The 15,334-nt window shown below is 39.3% G+C and carries 15 protein-coding genes; 11 read left to right on the top strand and 4 right to left on the bottom strand.

Going from position 1 to position 15,334, the window contains the following annotated elements:
* The first annotated feature begins 44 nt into the window (after nucleotides 1-44).
* From rpsM to ispH, 10 genes are all read left to right on the top strand, one after another.
* Complete coding sequence (gene rpsM, locus MMG00_RS08575) at nucleotides 45-398, top strand: 30S ribosomal protein S13 (RefSeq protein ID WP_242147379.1); 354 nt, start codon at nucleotides 45-47, stop codon at nucleotides 396-398.
* Between the two features lie 20 nt (nucleotides 399-418).
* A complete protein-coding gene (rpsK, locus tag MMG00_RS08570) occupies nucleotides 419-808 on the top strand; it encodes a 30S ribosomal protein S11 (protein WP_242147377.1) in 390 nt (129 codons plus the stop codon).
* Between the two features lie 27 nt (nucleotides 809-835).
* Nucleotides 836-1,456: a 30S ribosomal protein S4 gene (gene rpsD / locus MMG00_RS08565; protein WP_242147374.1), complete on the top strand. Its 621-nt coding sequence runs from the start codon at nucleotides 836-838 to the stop codon at nucleotides 1,454-1,456.
* Nucleotides 1,457-1,510: 54 nt separating this feature from the next.
* Entirely contained in the window at nucleotides 1,511-2,521 is a 1,011-nt protein-coding gene (locus tag MMG00_RS08560; protein ID WP_242153426.1) for a DNA-directed RNA polymerase subunit alpha, read from the top strand.
* Nucleotides 2,522-2,550: 29 nt separating this feature from the next.
* Nucleotides 2,551-2,937 carry a 50S ribosomal protein L17 gene (rplQ, locus tag MMG00_RS08555; protein ID WP_242147371.1) on the top strand — a complete coding sequence of 129 codons (387 nt, stop codon included), beginning with the start codon at nucleotides 2,551-2,553 and terminating at the stop codon, nucleotides 2,935-2,937.
* Nucleotides 2,938-3,000: 63 nt separating this feature from the next.
* Complete coding sequence (gene ribF, locus MMG00_RS08550; RefSeq protein ID WP_242147370.1) at nucleotides 3,001-3,942, top strand: bifunctional riboflavin kinase/FAD synthetase; 942 nt, start codon at nucleotides 3,001-3,003, stop codon at nucleotides 3,940-3,942.
* Between the two features lie 90 nt (nucleotides 3,943-4,032).
* Nucleotides 4,033-6,819 (top strand): isoleucine--tRNA ligase, encoded by a 2,787-nt coding sequence (ileS, locus tag MMG00_RS08545; RefSeq protein WP_242153421.1) that lies wholly within the window; start codon nucleotides 4,033-4,035, stop codon nucleotides 6,817-6,819.
* 31 nt (nucleotides 6,820-6,850) lie between these two features.
* The gene (gene lspA / locus MMG00_RS08540; RefSeq protein WP_242147367.1) at nucleotides 6,851-7,348 is read left to right on the top strand and encodes a signal peptidase II; all 498 of its coding nucleotides are present in this window, start codon (nucleotides 6,851-6,853) and stop codon (nucleotides 7,346-7,348) included.
* 23 nt (nucleotides 7,349-7,371) lie between these two features.
* The gene (locus MMG00_RS08535; protein WP_242147365.1) at nucleotides 7,372-7,998 is read left to right on the top strand and encodes a beta-class carbonic anhydrase; all 627 of its coding nucleotides are present in this window, start codon (nucleotides 7,372-7,374) and stop codon (nucleotides 7,996-7,998) included.
* Nucleotides 7,995-8,948 carry a 4-hydroxy-3-methylbut-2-enyl diphosphate reductase gene (gene ispH, locus MMG00_RS08530; protein WP_242147363.1) on the top strand — a complete coding sequence of 318 codons (954 nt, stop codon included), beginning with the start codon at nucleotides 7,995-7,997 and terminating at the stop codon, nucleotides 8,946-8,948. The genes MMG00_RS08535 and ispH overlap by 4 nt, the downstream gene beginning before the upstream one ends.
* Before the next feature lie 224 nt (nucleotides 8,949-9,172).
* Here ispH and ilvA read toward each other — a convergent pair whose 3' ends face one another.
* Together ilvA and MMG00_RS08520 are read right to left on the bottom strand one after the other, a co-directional pair.
* A complete protein-coding gene (gene ilvA, locus MMG00_RS08525) occupies nucleotides 9,173-10,684 on the bottom strand; it encodes a threonine ammonia-lyase, biosynthetic (protein ID WP_242147361.1) in 1,512 nt (503 codons plus the stop codon).
* 421 nt (nucleotides 10,685-11,105) lie between these two features.
* Nucleotides 11,106-11,978: an adenylyltransferase/cytidyltransferase family protein gene (locus tag MMG00_RS08520; RefSeq protein ID WP_242147359.1), complete on the bottom strand. Its 873-nt coding sequence runs from the start codon at nucleotides 11,976-11,978 to the stop codon at nucleotides 11,106-11,108.
* A gap of 113 nt (nucleotides 11,979-12,091) precedes the next feature.
* Here MMG00_RS08520 and cls point away from each other — a divergent pair, with 113 nt between their 5' ends.
* Nucleotides 12,092-13,576, top strand: a complete 1,485-nt coding sequence (gene cls / locus MMG00_RS08515; RefSeq protein ID WP_242147357.1) for a cardiolipin synthase — start codon at nucleotides 12,092-12,094, stop codon at nucleotides 13,574-13,576.
* A gap of 169 nt (nucleotides 13,577-13,745) precedes the next feature.
* Here cls and MMG00_RS08510 read toward each other — a convergent pair whose 3' ends face one another.
* Entirely contained in the window at nucleotides 13,746-14,612 is an 867-nt protein-coding gene (locus MMG00_RS08510) for an NUDIX hydrolase (RefSeq protein WP_242147354.1), read from the bottom strand.
* Nucleotides 14,613-14,625: 13 nt separating this feature from the next.
* Nucleotides 14,626-15,225, bottom strand: a complete 600-nt coding sequence (locus MMG00_RS08505; RefSeq protein WP_242147352.1) for an ABC-type transport auxiliary lipoprotein family protein — start codon at nucleotides 15,223-15,225, stop codon at nucleotides 14,626-14,628.
* Nucleotides 15,226-15,334: the final 109 nt, after the last annotated feature.

Raw genomic sequence — 15,334 nt, 5'->3', positions numbered from 1 at the left:
TCATGTAGAATAATCTGCTGATATGATTTTAGGATAGGTTTTATATGGCACGTATAGCAGGTATCAATATACCAGTACAAAAGCATGTGATTATTTCACTGCAATCTATTTATGGTGTTGGCCCAACTCGCGCAGCAGCAATCTGTGTTGCAGCAAACGTTGAACCAACGACAAAAGTAAAAGACTTAACAGATGAGCAAGTTGATGCACTTCGTGCGCAAGTAGGCGAATATGTTGTTGAAGGTGACTTACGTCGTGAAGTTTCTTTAAACATCAAACGCTTAATGGATCTCGGTTGCAACCGCGGTATCCGTCATCGTCGTAGCTTACCTTTAAGAGGACAACGCACTAAAACTAATGCGCGTACTCGTAAAGGTCCAAGAAGACTTGTTAAATAATTTGTTAGGGAAATTTTAAAATGGCAAAACCTTCAGTTAAAACGCGTAAGCGCGTTAGAAGAAGTGTTGTTGACGGTATTGCGCACGTTCAAGCGTCGTTCAATAACACAATCGTGACTATCTCAGATCGTCAAGGAAATGTTTTATCTTGGGCAACAGCGGGTGGTTCAGGCTTCCGTGGTTCAAGAAAATCGACTCCTTTTGCAGCGCAAGTCGCAGCAGAAAGAGCGGGCACCGTGGCACAAGAGTATGGTCTTAAAAATTTAGACGTTAACGTAAGTGGTCCTGGTCCTGGTCGTGACTCAGCAGTTCGTGCTCTTAGCGCAATTGGCTATAAAATCACTAGTATCTCTGATGTGACACCGATTCCACACAACGGTTGTCGCCCGCCTAAAAAGCGCAGAGTGTAATTAAATTTTTAAGGAGTATAGATAGTCATGGCACGTTATATTGGCCCAAAATGTAAGTTAGCAAGACGTGAAGGCGTAGATCTTCATTTGAAATCAGGCGCACGTTCTTTCGAATCTAAATGTAAGCATGACAGAGCACCAGGTCAGCACGGTTCTAAACCAGGCCGTACTTCAGACTATGGTCTTCAGTTACGCGAAAAGCAAAAGTTAAAAAGAATTTACGGTTTATTAGAGAAACAATTCCATCTTTACTATAAAGAAGCGGACCGTCGTAAGGGTTCAACAGGTGAAAACCTTCTTGAAATCCTCGAGTGCCGTTTAGATAACGTTGTTTATCGTATGGGATTTGCTTCAACTCGTGCAGAAGCGCGTCAGTTAGTAAGCCACAATTCAATTCTTGTTAATGGTGCGAAGGTAAACATTCCTTCATATCAATTAAAAGCAACAGATACAGTGTCAATTAGAGAGCGCTCTAAGAAACAAGCTCGTATCGCATATGCTTTAGAATTATCAGAAGCAAATGGCCTTGTTGACTGGGTTTCAGTTGATAAGACAAAAATGGAAGGCGAGTTTAAACGAATTCCTGAACGTTCAGATTTACCAGCAGATATTAACGAGTCATTAGTTGTAGAGTTGTACTCAAAATAATAAGCATATTGGTTTTATTTCGTTCCTTCTTATTATTTTAGATCAATCGGGTAAATACATATGGCTTTAAATGAGTTATTAACTCCACGTATAGTGGAGATCAAAACCGACGAAAACCACTTCTCTGAAATAGCGTTAGAGCCTCTTGAGAGGGGCTTTGCGCACACGTTAGGGAATGCCCTTCGTCGTATTCTGCTATCTTCGATGCCAGGTGCAGCGATTACAGAGTGTGAAATTGAAGGTGTTTCTAAAGAGTATTCTGCAATTCCAGGAATGCATGAAGATGTTATCGATCTTCTGCAAAACCTTAAAGGCATTGCGATTATTCTTCATGATGCACCTGAGGCATACATTACCTTAGAAAAGAAAGGTAAGGGTGCTGTCACAGCAGGAGATCTCGAAATTCCTCATAATGTGGAAATCGTGAATCCTGAGCATGTAATTGCAAACCTTACTTCAAGTGGATCATTAAAAATGCGCTTGAAAGTAGAGAGTGGTCGCGGGTACAGCACAGCTGCAAATCGTGAAAACGAAGCAGGGGATAGCTCTTCTATCGCACTCGGTTTATTCAAGTTAGACACGACATTTAGTCCTGTCAATCGCGTAAGCTACCGTGTTGAAACAGCACGTGTTGAACAACGTACTGACTTAGATAAACTCGTAATTGCGTTAGAAACTAACGGAACTTTAGATCCTGAGCAAGCAATTCGCAATGCTGCGACAATTCTTCATGAGCAATTAAGCGTCTTTGTAGACCTTAAACCAATGCCTGAAGAGGAGCCTGTTGAGGAAGAACCAGAGTTCGAAATTGATCCTACGCTGTTAAGACCTGTTGATGATTTAGAGTTAACTGTTCGATCTGCAAACTGTTTGAAAGCAGAGAGTGTGTATTACATCGGTGATCTGATTCAGAAAACAGAAACAGAGCTACTTAAAACACCTAATCTTGGTAAAAAATCATTAACAGAGATTAAAGATGTGTTGGCGCAATACGGATTATCATTAGGCATGACGCTAGACAACTGGCCGCCACCTAATTTAGATACATCAAAGCCACCAGCATAATTTTAATTAATTGAATAGGAAGTATTACAATGCGTCATCGTAAAGCAGGTCGTGCATTTAGTCGCACCTCAGCACATAGAAAAGCTATGTTCAAAAATATGTCTGTATCTATTCTTGAACATGAAATTATTAAAACTACCCTTCCAAAAGCGAAAGAGCTCCGTGGTGTTGTTGAGCCTTTAATCACGCTTGCGAAGGTAGATACAGTCGCTAATCGTCGTAAAGCATTCGCTGAACTCAGATCACGTGAAATGGTTACTAAACTTTTCGAAGTTTACGGTCCACTTTTCAAAGATCGTAACGGTGGTTACTTACGTATCATGAAGTGTGGTTTCCGTCCAGGAGACAACGCTCCAATGGCATACATTGAGTTTGTAGATCGCCCAGCGGCAACAAACGAAGCTGATGCCAGCTAAACCATAAATTATTTATTAGCCGGTTATTCTTATAGCCGGCTTTTTTATTTAACGGTCGAAAATATGAATTTTTTCTTTTACCGAGATTCATGTAATATCCCTAGGGAACCACGGGTTTTAACGATTGGTGCTTTTGATGGTATTCATTTAGGTCACCAAAAGTTATTACATCAATTAAATGAATTGCAAAAAAAGTATCCAGGTACTAAGCGAACCTTGGTTACTTTTGAACCTTTGCCTCATGAGTTTTTCTTAAACGAAGATGCGCCAGGAAGAGTCATGTCTTTGAAAGAGAAGCTGATCTTTCTTCGTTCCCGTAACTTAGTAGATGAAGTCATTATTCTCCCCTTTACGGCAATGCTTCGTGATCAATCGCCAGAGAGTTTTATTAATGATTTTCTAGTGAAAGATTTAAGCGTTAAAGCGATAGTTGTGGGAGATGACTTTAGATTTGGCGCTAAGGCTGCGGGATCTTTTAATGACCTACTCGCTGCATCTGAAAAGTTTAACTTTGAAGTCATCAAGGAAGACTATTACTACATTGGTGGTGTTCGCGTTTCATCAACTTTAGTGCGTGAAGCATTAGCAAGTGCAAACTTCAATCAAGCAGCCCTTTATTTGGGGCGATCTTACGAGATTATTAGCCGAGTTGTCTATGGTAATCAGTTAGCAAGACAGCTCGGGACAGCAACGATCAATCTACCTATTAAGCGCTTTAAACCTCTGTTTACAGGTGTTTATAATGTAGAGGCTCGCCTTTGTAGCACTGATGAAATATTAAATGGTGTTGCTAATATCGGTTATCGCCCAACAGTAAATGGCGTAAAGCCGAATTTAGAAGTACACTTACATGATGTAAATCGAAATTTATATGGGGAAACTTTTAGCGTGAAGTTTCTCTCTAAAATTAGAGATGAGCAACGATTTGAGAACATCGAAGCCTTAAAAAAACAGATTTTAGCAGATGCTAAGGCTTCGAAAGATTATTTTAATCTTCAAAAGTAGGATATGAACGTGAGTAAAGTAAACAAGAACGAAGACAAGAATGATCACGTATACCGTGATACGTTAAACTTACCTGAAACAGATTTCCCAATGCGTGGAAATTTACCAAAACGTGAGCCTGATTTTATTCAATATTGGGATAGTATTGAGCTTTATCATAAACAACGTGAGATTTTTAAAGGTAAGCCAAAGTTTATTCTTCATGATGGCCCTCCTTATGCAAATGGTGCAATTCATTTAGGTCATGCCGTTAATAAAGTTCTCAAAGATATGATTATTAAATCACGTAGCCAATTAGGATTTGACTCTCCTTATGTAACAGGTTGGGATTGTCATGGTTTGCCTATCGAGCTTGTGGTGGAAAAGACTTATGGTAAAGTCGGAGAGAAGTTAACGCCTGCAGAATTTAGAGCAAAATGCCGTGAATTTGCCGGCTCTCAAATTGATATTCAAGCTAAAGGGTTTAAACGTCTTGGGGTTTTATCTTATGAAGAGAAACCTTATTTAACGATGAATCAAGATAGTGAAGCAGATATTGTTTTAGCACTTAAAGATATCGTTGCAAAGGGGCATTTAGAGAAAGGCGCTCGCCCTGTTAATTGGTGTTTAGATTGTGGATCATCTTTAGCGGAAGCGGAAGTTGAGTATCAAGATAAGACATCACTGAGTATTGATGTGGCTTTCCCAGTAGTCGATAGTGCTGATTTAGCAAAACGCATTGGGCATGCGGTCTCTGATAACGTGGCCGTTGTAATTTGGACAACAACACCTTGGACGTTACCAGGAAACGCGGCTGTTTCTGCCCATGCTGATTTTATCTATGCGCTAGTTGATAAAGATGGTCAACAATTATTGGTGGCAAAAGATCTTGTAGAAGCGCTTGAGAAAAGTTGGAATTGTGAATTACCGGTACTTGCGGAGTTTGAAGGAAAAGTCCTTGAAAACTTACAAGTAAAACATCCTATTGATGTTAATAAAGTGGTCCCTGTTATTTTAGGGGATCATGTCACTTTAGATGCCGGAACGGGATTTGTACATACAGCGCCAGCCCATGGTGAGGAAGACTATGCTGTAGCGCTTAAATATGGCATTGAATTTGAAAACCCTGTATTAGGCGATGGTACTTACAGCGATTCGACGCCAGTTTTTGCCGGTAAAAATATTAAAGATAATGAAGCAAACATGGTCGCTTATCTAGAAGAGCGAGGCATCTTGCTGCATAAAACAAAAATTAGCCATAGTTATGCCCATTGCTGGAGACATAAAACGCCAACGATCTATCGTGCGACGCCGCAATGGTTCATCAGTATGGATAACAAGGGTCTTCGCCAAGAAGTTTTAGACCAGATCGATCAAGTACAATTTATTCCTTCATGGGGGCGTGAGCGCCTTTATGCGATGATTGAAGGTCGTGGCGATTGGTGTATCTCTCGTCAACGTTATTGGGGCGTGCCAATTCCTTTCTTTATCCATAAAGAGAGCGGCGAGCTACATCCTAAAAATGATGAGCTGATGCAAGAAGTATCAGATCGCATTCGTAAAGATGGTTTAGAGGCATGGTTCGGGGCGACGGTTGAAGATTATCTCTCTAAAGCAGATGGCTGTGATGAATATCAAAAAAATACAGATACATTAGATGTCTGGTTTGATTCAGGAACAACTCATTATAGTGTTTTAGCAAGAAGACCAGAACTGGCATATCCTGCAGATCTTTATTTAGAAGGATCAGACCAGCATCGAGGTTGGTTTAACTCATCGATCATTACATCGGTTGCGATTAATGGCGTTGCACCTTATAAAGCATTATTAACGCATGGTTTTACGGTTGACTCAAAAGGCCGTAAGATGTCTAAATCTCTCGGTAATGGTATTGAGCCTGCTGATGTTATTAATAAAATGGGGGCAGATGTCCTTCGTCTTTGGGTATCGTCTACAGATTATCGTGGGGAGATTCCTGTTTCAGATGAGATCTTAAAACGTACCTCAGAGACTTATCGCCGTATTCGTAATACGGTGCGTTTCTTACTTGCGAACACCAATGAATTTGATTTAGCTAAAAACGGGGTCTCTTTTAATGAGATGTTACCGCTTGATCGTTGGATTGTAGCGCGTGCTCTTGAAGTACAAGAAGAGATTAAGGAAGCCTTCTTAGAATACTCATTCCATAATGTGTATCAGAAGCTTCAATATTTCTGTTCAATTGATTTAGGTAGTTTCTATCTAGATATCATTAAAGATCGTCAATATACGGCAGCAAAAGAGTCTTTAGCAAGACGAAGTGCACAAACAGCACTCTTCCATGTGCTTGAAGCCTTAGTTCGCTGGATGGCGCCTATTTTGACCTTTACGGCAGAAGAAGTATGGCTTGCAATGCGTGAGCGGGGTAATGAGAGATTAGAATCTGTATATTTAACAGAATTCTATGATGGCTTAGCACCTTTAGATGCATCAAGTCCGTTTAATACCGCATTTTGGAATAAGCTTCTAGCGGTGCGTGGGGAAGCGGCGAAACAAATTGAAGTGCTTCGTAGCGAAGGGAAGGTCGGTTCGTCATTACAAACTCGTATAACGGTTTATGCCTCTGATGATCTTCTTCAAGAGATCTCGATGTTAGAAGATGAGTTACGATTTGTTTTACTCTCTTCCTATGCTGATGTGAAGCCATTTGCTGAACGTCAAACATCATTAGAAGTTCATGAGTTAAATGGGGAGAAATTCTCAGTAGCTGTGGAAGTACTTTCTGATGAAGAGTACAAAAAATGTGTAAGATGTTGGCATCATCGTAAAGAGGTTGGTCATCACGCTGAGCATCCAGAGCTTTGTGATCGCTGTATTGAAAACTTAACAACAGATGGTGAAGTGCGTCATTATGCGTAAGGATCATTCCTCATCAAAGAGACCAGTAAACATGATTTACTGGTCCCTTTTTGTCATTATTGGGGTTATTCTCGATTTTGGGACAAAGTCTTTAGCTGAAAATCTACTGCTTTATGGGGAGCCGATCCCTGTAATCCCCGGGTTTTTAAACTGGACTTTGGCTTATAATCCTGGCGCTGCATTTAGTTTCTTAGCAGATCAAGCAGGTTGGCAACGTTGGTTTTTTATCGGAATTACCGTTGTCATTGCCATTGTCTTATTCTTTTGGATTAAGAGAACTGATAGAGTTGAGAAGCTTTTAAGATTTGGCTTAGCGTGTGTTTTAGTGGGCGCAATTGGTAACCTGATTGATCGAGTTGTTTTAGGACATGTAATTGATTTTATTCACGTCACTTACAATGGGCGTAGTTTTCCGATCTTTAATGTGGCAGATATATTTGTAACCTCAGGAGTGGGGCTGATTATCTTGTCATCATTTACAGAAAAGAAACGAAAATTGTCACAAGTAGCAGATGACAATCAAGCGTAATATCAAGCAATAGGATATAAAATATGGCTGATGATAAATCAATGCTCGATAAGATCTTAGATCATAATCGTGAGTTTGTAGATTCTAAAGAGTATGACAATCTCTGTACGGATAAATATCCTAATAAAGAGATTGCCATTTTAACCTGCATGGATGCTCGTATTGTAGAGCTTCTTCCTAAAGCGATGGGAATCCGTAATGGGGATGCAAAAATTATTAAAAATGCCGGCGCCTTAATCAGCCATCCTTGGGGGGCTGTTATGCGTAGCTTATTAGTTGCGGCACTTGAGTTTAATGTAAAAGAGATTATGGTGGTTGGGCATACCGATTGTGGTATGCGCGGCTTTGACCCTGAGCATCTTTTAGATAAGGCGCGTAAGTTTGGTATTACAGATGGCACAATTCAAACTTTAAGAAATGCCGGCATTGACCTTGATGGCTGGCTTCGTGGGTTTGATAATGTGGCAGATAGTGTGAGATTTACGGTGGATAAAATTCGTAACCACCCATTGATGCCAGGGCGTGTTGTTGTTCATGGTTTAGTGATTCACCCGACAACAGGGAAGTTGCATACGGTTGTGAATGGCTATGTTGAAAATATTAATTTGCTTGATGAAGAGCGAGAAAAATCAGTTGAAGGGAAGTCATGACTAAGAAGATATTTTTAGCAAATCCTCGAGGTTTTTGTGCTGGCGTTGATCGTGCAATTAGCATTGTAGAGCGAGCATTAGATCTATTTGGGGCACCGATTTATGTGCGCCATGAGGTGGTTCATAATAAATACGTTGTGGATACTTTAAAGGATCGCGGCGCAATTTTTGTGGATGAATTAGATGAAGTGCCAGATGGGAAAATTGTTATTTTCTCAGCACATGGTGTTTCTAAAGCGGTTCAAGATAATGCTAAAAATAGAGGCTTAGAAGTTTTTGATGCCACTTGCCCACTTGTGACAAAAGTTCATTTAGAAGTGACGCGTTTTGCCAAAGATGCAATGGATACGGTGCTCATCGGTCATGAAGGGCATCCTGAAGTGATTGGAACTATGGGGCAGTTTGATGAGCAATATGGTGGCAAGATTCATCTTATTGAAGATTTAGAGGATGCTGATCAATTAACGGTTAAAGATCCATCAAAAATCGCTTATGTAACGCAAACGACCTTATCACTTGATGATACATCGCAAATTATCGATCGCCTACGGGAGCGTTTTCCTGAGATTCAAGGACCAAAAAAGAGCGATATCTGTTATGCAACACAAAACCGTCAAGATGCTGTTAAAACATTGGCAGAGCAGTGTAGCTTGATTTTAGTAGTGGGCTCTAAAAATAGCTCTAACTCAAATCGTTTACGGGAACTTGCAGAGAAAGAGGGCGCTGTAAGCTTTTTGATCGATAGAGCAACGGATATTGATCTTGCGTGGCTAGATGGGCATGAGAATCTTGGTGTTACAGCGGGTGCTTCAGCACCTGATGTATTAGTACGAGAAGTGATTACTTATCTTAAAGATAATGGCTATGCGTTAGAAGGGAATATGCCTGGATGTGAGGAAGATATTGTCTTTCCTCTCCCCAAATTATTACGCCCTTCAGAAGAAGCATAAAGATTGATTCCCTTAGAAAGAAAAGATAAAAAAAGCGCCGTTATGGCGCTTTTTTAGTTTTATAGTCAAATCGGTTTAAAAATAGCTAAAACAGGTTGCCGGCACATTGGTTATGAGAGGCATAACTGCTGTTCTATCCGGCATCGTATCAGCGGGTTTGGTTTACACGCTGTATCGTTTTATTTTTAAAATACGGTTTCTTAAATTGAATCGATTATCAACGTTTATAGAAAGAGCTTAAATGCAGGGTTGTCATTTTCATCTTCAAAGTTATAACCTAACTCATCTAAAAATGATTGGAATGAACCATCTGTGATATTCTCATCAGGAACTTGCATGCCAATTAAAACGCGGCCATAGTCCGATCCATGATTTCGGTAGTGGAATAGGCTGATATTCCATCTGCCGGCAAGTGTTGATAAAAATTGTAATAAGGCGCCAGGTCTTTCTGGAAATTCAAATCTAAAAAGACGTTCATCACTGACGTTTGCTTTTCCCCCAACCATATGGCGAATATGTAGTTTTGCCATCTCATTGTCACTAAGATCGATCACATTGAGGTTATGTTCAGTGAGGCGATCGATGATATGTGTTTTTTCATCGTCTCCTTGCGTGAGCTGTAAGCCGACAAAAATCACGGCTTCTTGAGGATTGCTATAGCGATAGTTAAATTCTGTAATGCTTCTTTTGCCGATGATATTGATAAAGTTTTGGAAGCTTCCGGGGGTTTCTGGAATTTTTACCGCAATGAGTGCTTCATTACGTTCACCTAGTTCTGTACGTTCAGCTACATGGCGAAGACGGTCGAAGTTGATATTGGCGCCACTTAAAATGCCGGCAACATTTTTAAAGCCACAATGGGGATTTTCTTGTAGATATTTTTTAATACCTGCCACACTCAATGCCCCCGAAGGTTCGCTAAGTGCGCGTGTATTATTAAAGATATCTTTCATCGCTGCGCAGAGCTCATCTGTAGATACCGTGATAATCTCATCCACATACTGTTGGCATAGTTCAAAAGTTTTTTCCCCAACAAGCTTTACCGCAGTGCCATCTGCAAATGAACCTACTTGGTTGAGCTTGATGCGTTTTCCCTCTTCTAAAGAGACCTTCATTGAAGCGGACTCTTCCGGCTCTACGCCAATAATTTTACAATTAGGAGCGATAAACTTTACGAAAGCGGCAACGCCGGCAATAAGTCCACCACCACCAACAGGAATAAAGATTGCATCAAGATCTGGTTTTTGATCCATTATCTCTTTGCCGATGGTGCCTTGACCGGCAATAACAGCAAGATCATCAAAGGGGTGGACAAAACATTTACCTTCGGTTTTAGATAAGTAAAGGGCATGATCATAAGCATCATCAAACGTATTGCCATGAAGGATCACATTTGCTCCCATCTCCCGACAAGCATTAACCTTTAAGTCAGGTGCAGATACAGGCATTACAATAGTGGTGTCAATTTTAAGATAACGGCCACTTAACGCAACGCCTTGAGCATGATTACCCGCAGATGCACAAATCACTCCACAAGCACGTTCCTCTTCGCTTAATTGGAAAATTCGGTTAAATGCGCCTCTAATCTTAAATGAGAAAATCGGTTGGAGATCTTCACGTTTGAGCCAAATATTACATTTTAATTGGCGGCTTAGGAGATAGAGGTTGTCTAGTTGCGTATTTTTTGCAACATCATAGACACGGGCAGATAGGATATCCCGGATTAACGAATTCATGAATAATTGACCTTTAGTGATTACAAAAAAATGATTATCTAAGTAGAACAGAATGCCTGAGCGCAGTAGAGTTATCAAGCTTTACTTCGAGAAAAGAGCATCTATAGGCTCTCTGTTGTATCGTTGATTATTTCTAATTATTTGCAATAAATTGTCAATCTTTAAAATAGGTTAATATTGAGGGGCTGATCAATAAAGAGGGATGAGCGTTACAGTGAAATGGGTTTAAACGATCCTAAATTAAATTGCCGGAGTATCGGTTATGAGAGGCAAAAGAATCGTTCTATTTGGGTATCATACAAGCTGAATTGATCGATATGCCGTATTCTTTTACTTTTAAGGTAGTATTTTTTAAACTGCACGGCTATATTTCAAAACAGGAAAAGTAGGCTCTTTTTTAGCGAATTCATGATGATCTAGTTTATTGATCTAAAATCATTAAACGATTAATGAAGCTAGAGATTTCATTGAAAAGTGCGTGTTCTTCATGTTGGAGGGACAGATCTTGAGGCTTAATGGATAATGTGGTGCATTTTTGTAAGAGATCTATCGGATCTGCTTGTTGTTGTATCTCATTAATAAAGCCCTGTGAGCCAATAATGGCAGAGATTTGCCGATTATCAGCTTGATGCATTTTGATCGTTTTGGGTATTTCATGCATTGAAATAGTCTGAAAGGTGATTTTCTCATATCCCAGAACTTCAACAGCATTAAAAAGTTTTAAGATTGCCGGAAGTAGCGCCGTATTGGGGGAAAGTTGCTCTTCAATGATAATTGTTTTGGTAAAAAAGCTGCGAATGATCGTCGGAATATAGGTCCAGTATTGAAAAGGGGTATTACGAATTTTAGTTGCTGAAACGGGAAAAGCATCTCGCGGAGGGTCGACTAAGGTGACAGCTGTTTCAAAATATTTTTGATAGAAATCTTTATCTTGCAATTCACTACTAAAAATCATCGTTGGCTTGATACTTTTGGCAATTAAAGTCTCTTTTAAGCGGTCACTCCAGGCTTGCCAGCCGTTGGGGTAAGCAGGAATGCCATCTTCATTAAAGCCATGTACTATAATACCTTCAATACCCTGTAGTAGCTCTTTAGCCCATTGAACACGATCGGTACTCGTAGGTGCTTTTGTAAAGGCGCTTTCAAGGTAGAGTTGCCAATCTCTTTTGGTTTCACTGCAGACAAAAACATGTAACTCATCTACGGTTAGTTTCGCAGAGAGAATCATATTGATATGCCCTTGATGCAGGGGGTAAAACTTACCAACGATTAAACCGATTTTTTGGGTAGACATATTTAAAATATTATTTACTAAAATGGACAAAAATTCTTTAAGATAAAGAGTCTGTTATAATATCATATGCAAAACATATTCCCTCTCATTATACGTTATAAGAAAGCCAATCAATGATTACATCGATACTTACTGGAAGTTTTTTATGGGCAGGCAGCATGATTGCCTTGATTATCTATATCATTTTTATCTTAACCATCTGCGTTAAAATTATTTATGACACAACAAGTGTTAGTAAAACGTTAGGTTATTTAGTATTGATAGTATTTTTACCGCTATTTGGGGTCATATTATATCTCTCATTAGGGGTTAATTATCGTAATAAAGCGATGTATGACAAAAAGCTTGAGTATAACGGGGATTTGAAAGATGAGATTTATGAATATACCAAACATATTGATCAGGATCCTTTAGCGATTGAAAATCCTGTTATTGAACAATTTAAGCGTTTAGCTCACTCTGTATCAACAGAGGATGTGCATTGGATGAGCCTTAACAATGATGTTAAACTCTTAAAAAATGGTGAAAATAAATATCCAGAAGTGCTTAAAGCGATTGCTGAGGCTAAAGAGACGATTCACATAGAATATTATATTGTTCGTAATGATGGTATTGGCAATCAGATAAAAGATGCGCTTATTAAGAAAGCGAAAGAGGGCGTTAAAGTTCGCTTTATTTATGATGATTTTGGAAGTAGTAAAATTCGTAAAGCCTTTGCTCAAGAGATGCGAAATGCTGGCATAGAGGTCTTTGCATTTAGAAAGCTTCTCTTTATTTTTTGGGCAAATCGGGTAAATTACCGCAATCACCGTAAAATTATTGTGATAGATGGGCGCGTTGGTTTTGTCGGGGGAATTAATATTGGGGATGATTATATTAATGTGCCTAATAGCGGTAAGCCGATTTTACGAGATATGCATGTTCGTTTAGAAGGATATAGTTGCTATGCGCTTCAACACCTTTTCTTATCAGATTGGAACTTTTGTGCTAAGCAAAAGGTAGAGCCTAATGCCGAGCTTTTTCCGATAGATCTTCGTGAAGATAAGGGAACAACTGCGGTACAAATTGTTGCAAGTGGTCCGGATTCTGAAGAGCCTTATATTATGAATTCTGTGATGCAAGCAATAGCGCTTGCGGAGAAAGAGGTCTTAATTACGACACCATACTTTATTCCGACAGAGCAAATTTTAACAATGTTAAAGATTGCCGCAAGAAGTCAGGTAAAAGTAAAACTGTTAGTGCCAGAGCGGACAAACTCTCTCTTAGTGCGTATGGCAAGCCGAGCGCTTTATCTTGATCTATTACGTGCTGGGGTTGAAATTTACCATTATCGTAAAGGCTTTATCCATGCAAAGACCAGTGTCTATGATCGAAGCTTAGCGATGATTGGAACAGCGAATATGGATATTCGAAGTTTTGACTTAAACTTTGAAGTGAACTCAATTGTCTATGATCGAGATTTTGCAGAGAAGATGACGGCGCAGTTCTATGAAGATTTAGAAAATGCCGTGCCGGTGACTTTGGAAGAGTGGGAAAAGCGTCCTAAATATAAAGTTTTTGCAGATAAGTTTGTTTATCTCGCATCTTCTTTATTATAAGAATTATCTGTTTTAAGATACAAAAAAGATCACTTTAGATGTGATCTTTTTTTATGTTGTTAAGATTGTAGGCATATCGCTTACGAGAATCAGCTAAGTTATTTTATCTGGCATCAGGCAAGCTGGTTTGACTCCCATGCTTATTTTAGGCGGTACGTCAGATATTACCTTATATTAGCCCTAGCTTTTGCTGTAGTAAGGTTTTTTCATTATTTGAAAAAGAGGTTAAAGCATTGCGCAATAAAAAGTGAAGTGTGACTAAACCACTATTGGGTTTGAATTTCTCGCCGTCAAGCAACGCTGTAATAATCTCTTTAGGAGAGAGCTTGAAGAAGTTTTCAACTTCACCATCATTAATCGTAGGCGTGAAAGTTTCTGGCAAAGCGAGATCAAATACATAAATACATTCATTACGAATAGTTTTATTAAACTCAGCAAGATAGTTAAAGGGCGCAGAAAAATGTAAGTTTTGAGTTAAGATTTGTGGAATATTTGCTTCCTCCATCGCTTCTCTTTGTGCGCTTTCCAGGGGGTTTTCTCCATAACTTAAGCCACCTGCGGCAAGATTATCGAGTTTATGGGGTTCGATTTTTTTTAGTTTTGAACGTTTAGCAATCCAGATATATTCAATTGCTGTATTAGATATTGGTTTTTGATAACCATTGATATGAACGCCAAAAACTCTAAATCCTAACAGGGGCGCAACCCCTCTTTCGATTGTAAAAAGGGCATTATGAAGATCAGATCCAGGGAGATAGATCCCATAGGATTCATCCCGCCAATTAGTAATAATACCAGTCTGCTGTAAAGCGCTAGAAAATTCTGCTAACTGAGCTGTTCTCTCTTTAAAGGGGGCTTGTACAAATTTTTCTGTGAATTGGATTTGATCACTTTTAATTGTAAAAATTTCAGGGAAGTGATGCAAAATCTCCAGATAATCAAGATGAACCCAGCCTATCTGCTGCTGATGAAAGGTCAGCGGCAGATAGTGTTTAAATTGAGGTGTCGGTAGGTATTTAAAGAGGTTTTCAAGCATCTGTAATAATTATTTAGCGGCGAAGTGTTTGTGTTAAGTTTTGCGTAAGTTCAGAGACAATTGCTTGTAGTGCTCTATTGTAAGCTGCGACCCCGCCTTCGGCATTATAGGTTGAACTAGGTTCTACTTTTTGATAGCTAAAGGATTTTACAATGCGGTTATTGGTGCTATTGATGAGGCGAGCCTGAAGTTTTAAGACAATGTGGCTACTTTTTGCGGCTTCATCAAAATATTGATTCATCTCTACAATTGTCATATCAAGGCGATATTGTGCAGTTACACTATTGGGGGCCATGATGATGTATTGAAAGATATTTTGTGCATCTAAGTTTTGTGTAATCGCTGCTTGAAGCATTTGTGTGGGGGGGGTAATCCAATCACTTTTTGTGAATATCTCCACTTCATTAGCACTACGGCTATAGTACATATCTGTTGAGAGTCTATTGGTAGATCTTACTTGAGAGATCAGTAGTGATGGTAATTGTGCATTACCGGCTGTAATATTTGTCGTTTCAGTCGTGAGGATATAGCTTTTTTTAACAGGCGCTGAAGCACATGCTGTTACAACGAGTGAAAGAATTAATAATAGGGCAAATTTCTTAAAATGGTACATCGTAAACGGTCTCCTTATAGGATAAGGTTGAAGCTCACATGAATATTGTGCGCAAAAGAATGATGAGAAAATTGTTAGTAAGAATAATGAATATGTTCTTTTAATAATT

The sequence above is a fragment of the Ignatzschineria rhizosphaerae genome (assembly GCF_022655595.1).
In the GTDB taxonomy this organism is placed as follows: Bacteria; Pseudomonadota; Gammaproteobacteria; order Cardiobacteriales; family Wohlfahrtiimonadaceae; genus Ignatzschineria; species Ignatzschineria rhizosphaerae.
This window is presented reverse-complemented; position numbering and strand designations above follow the sequence as displayed.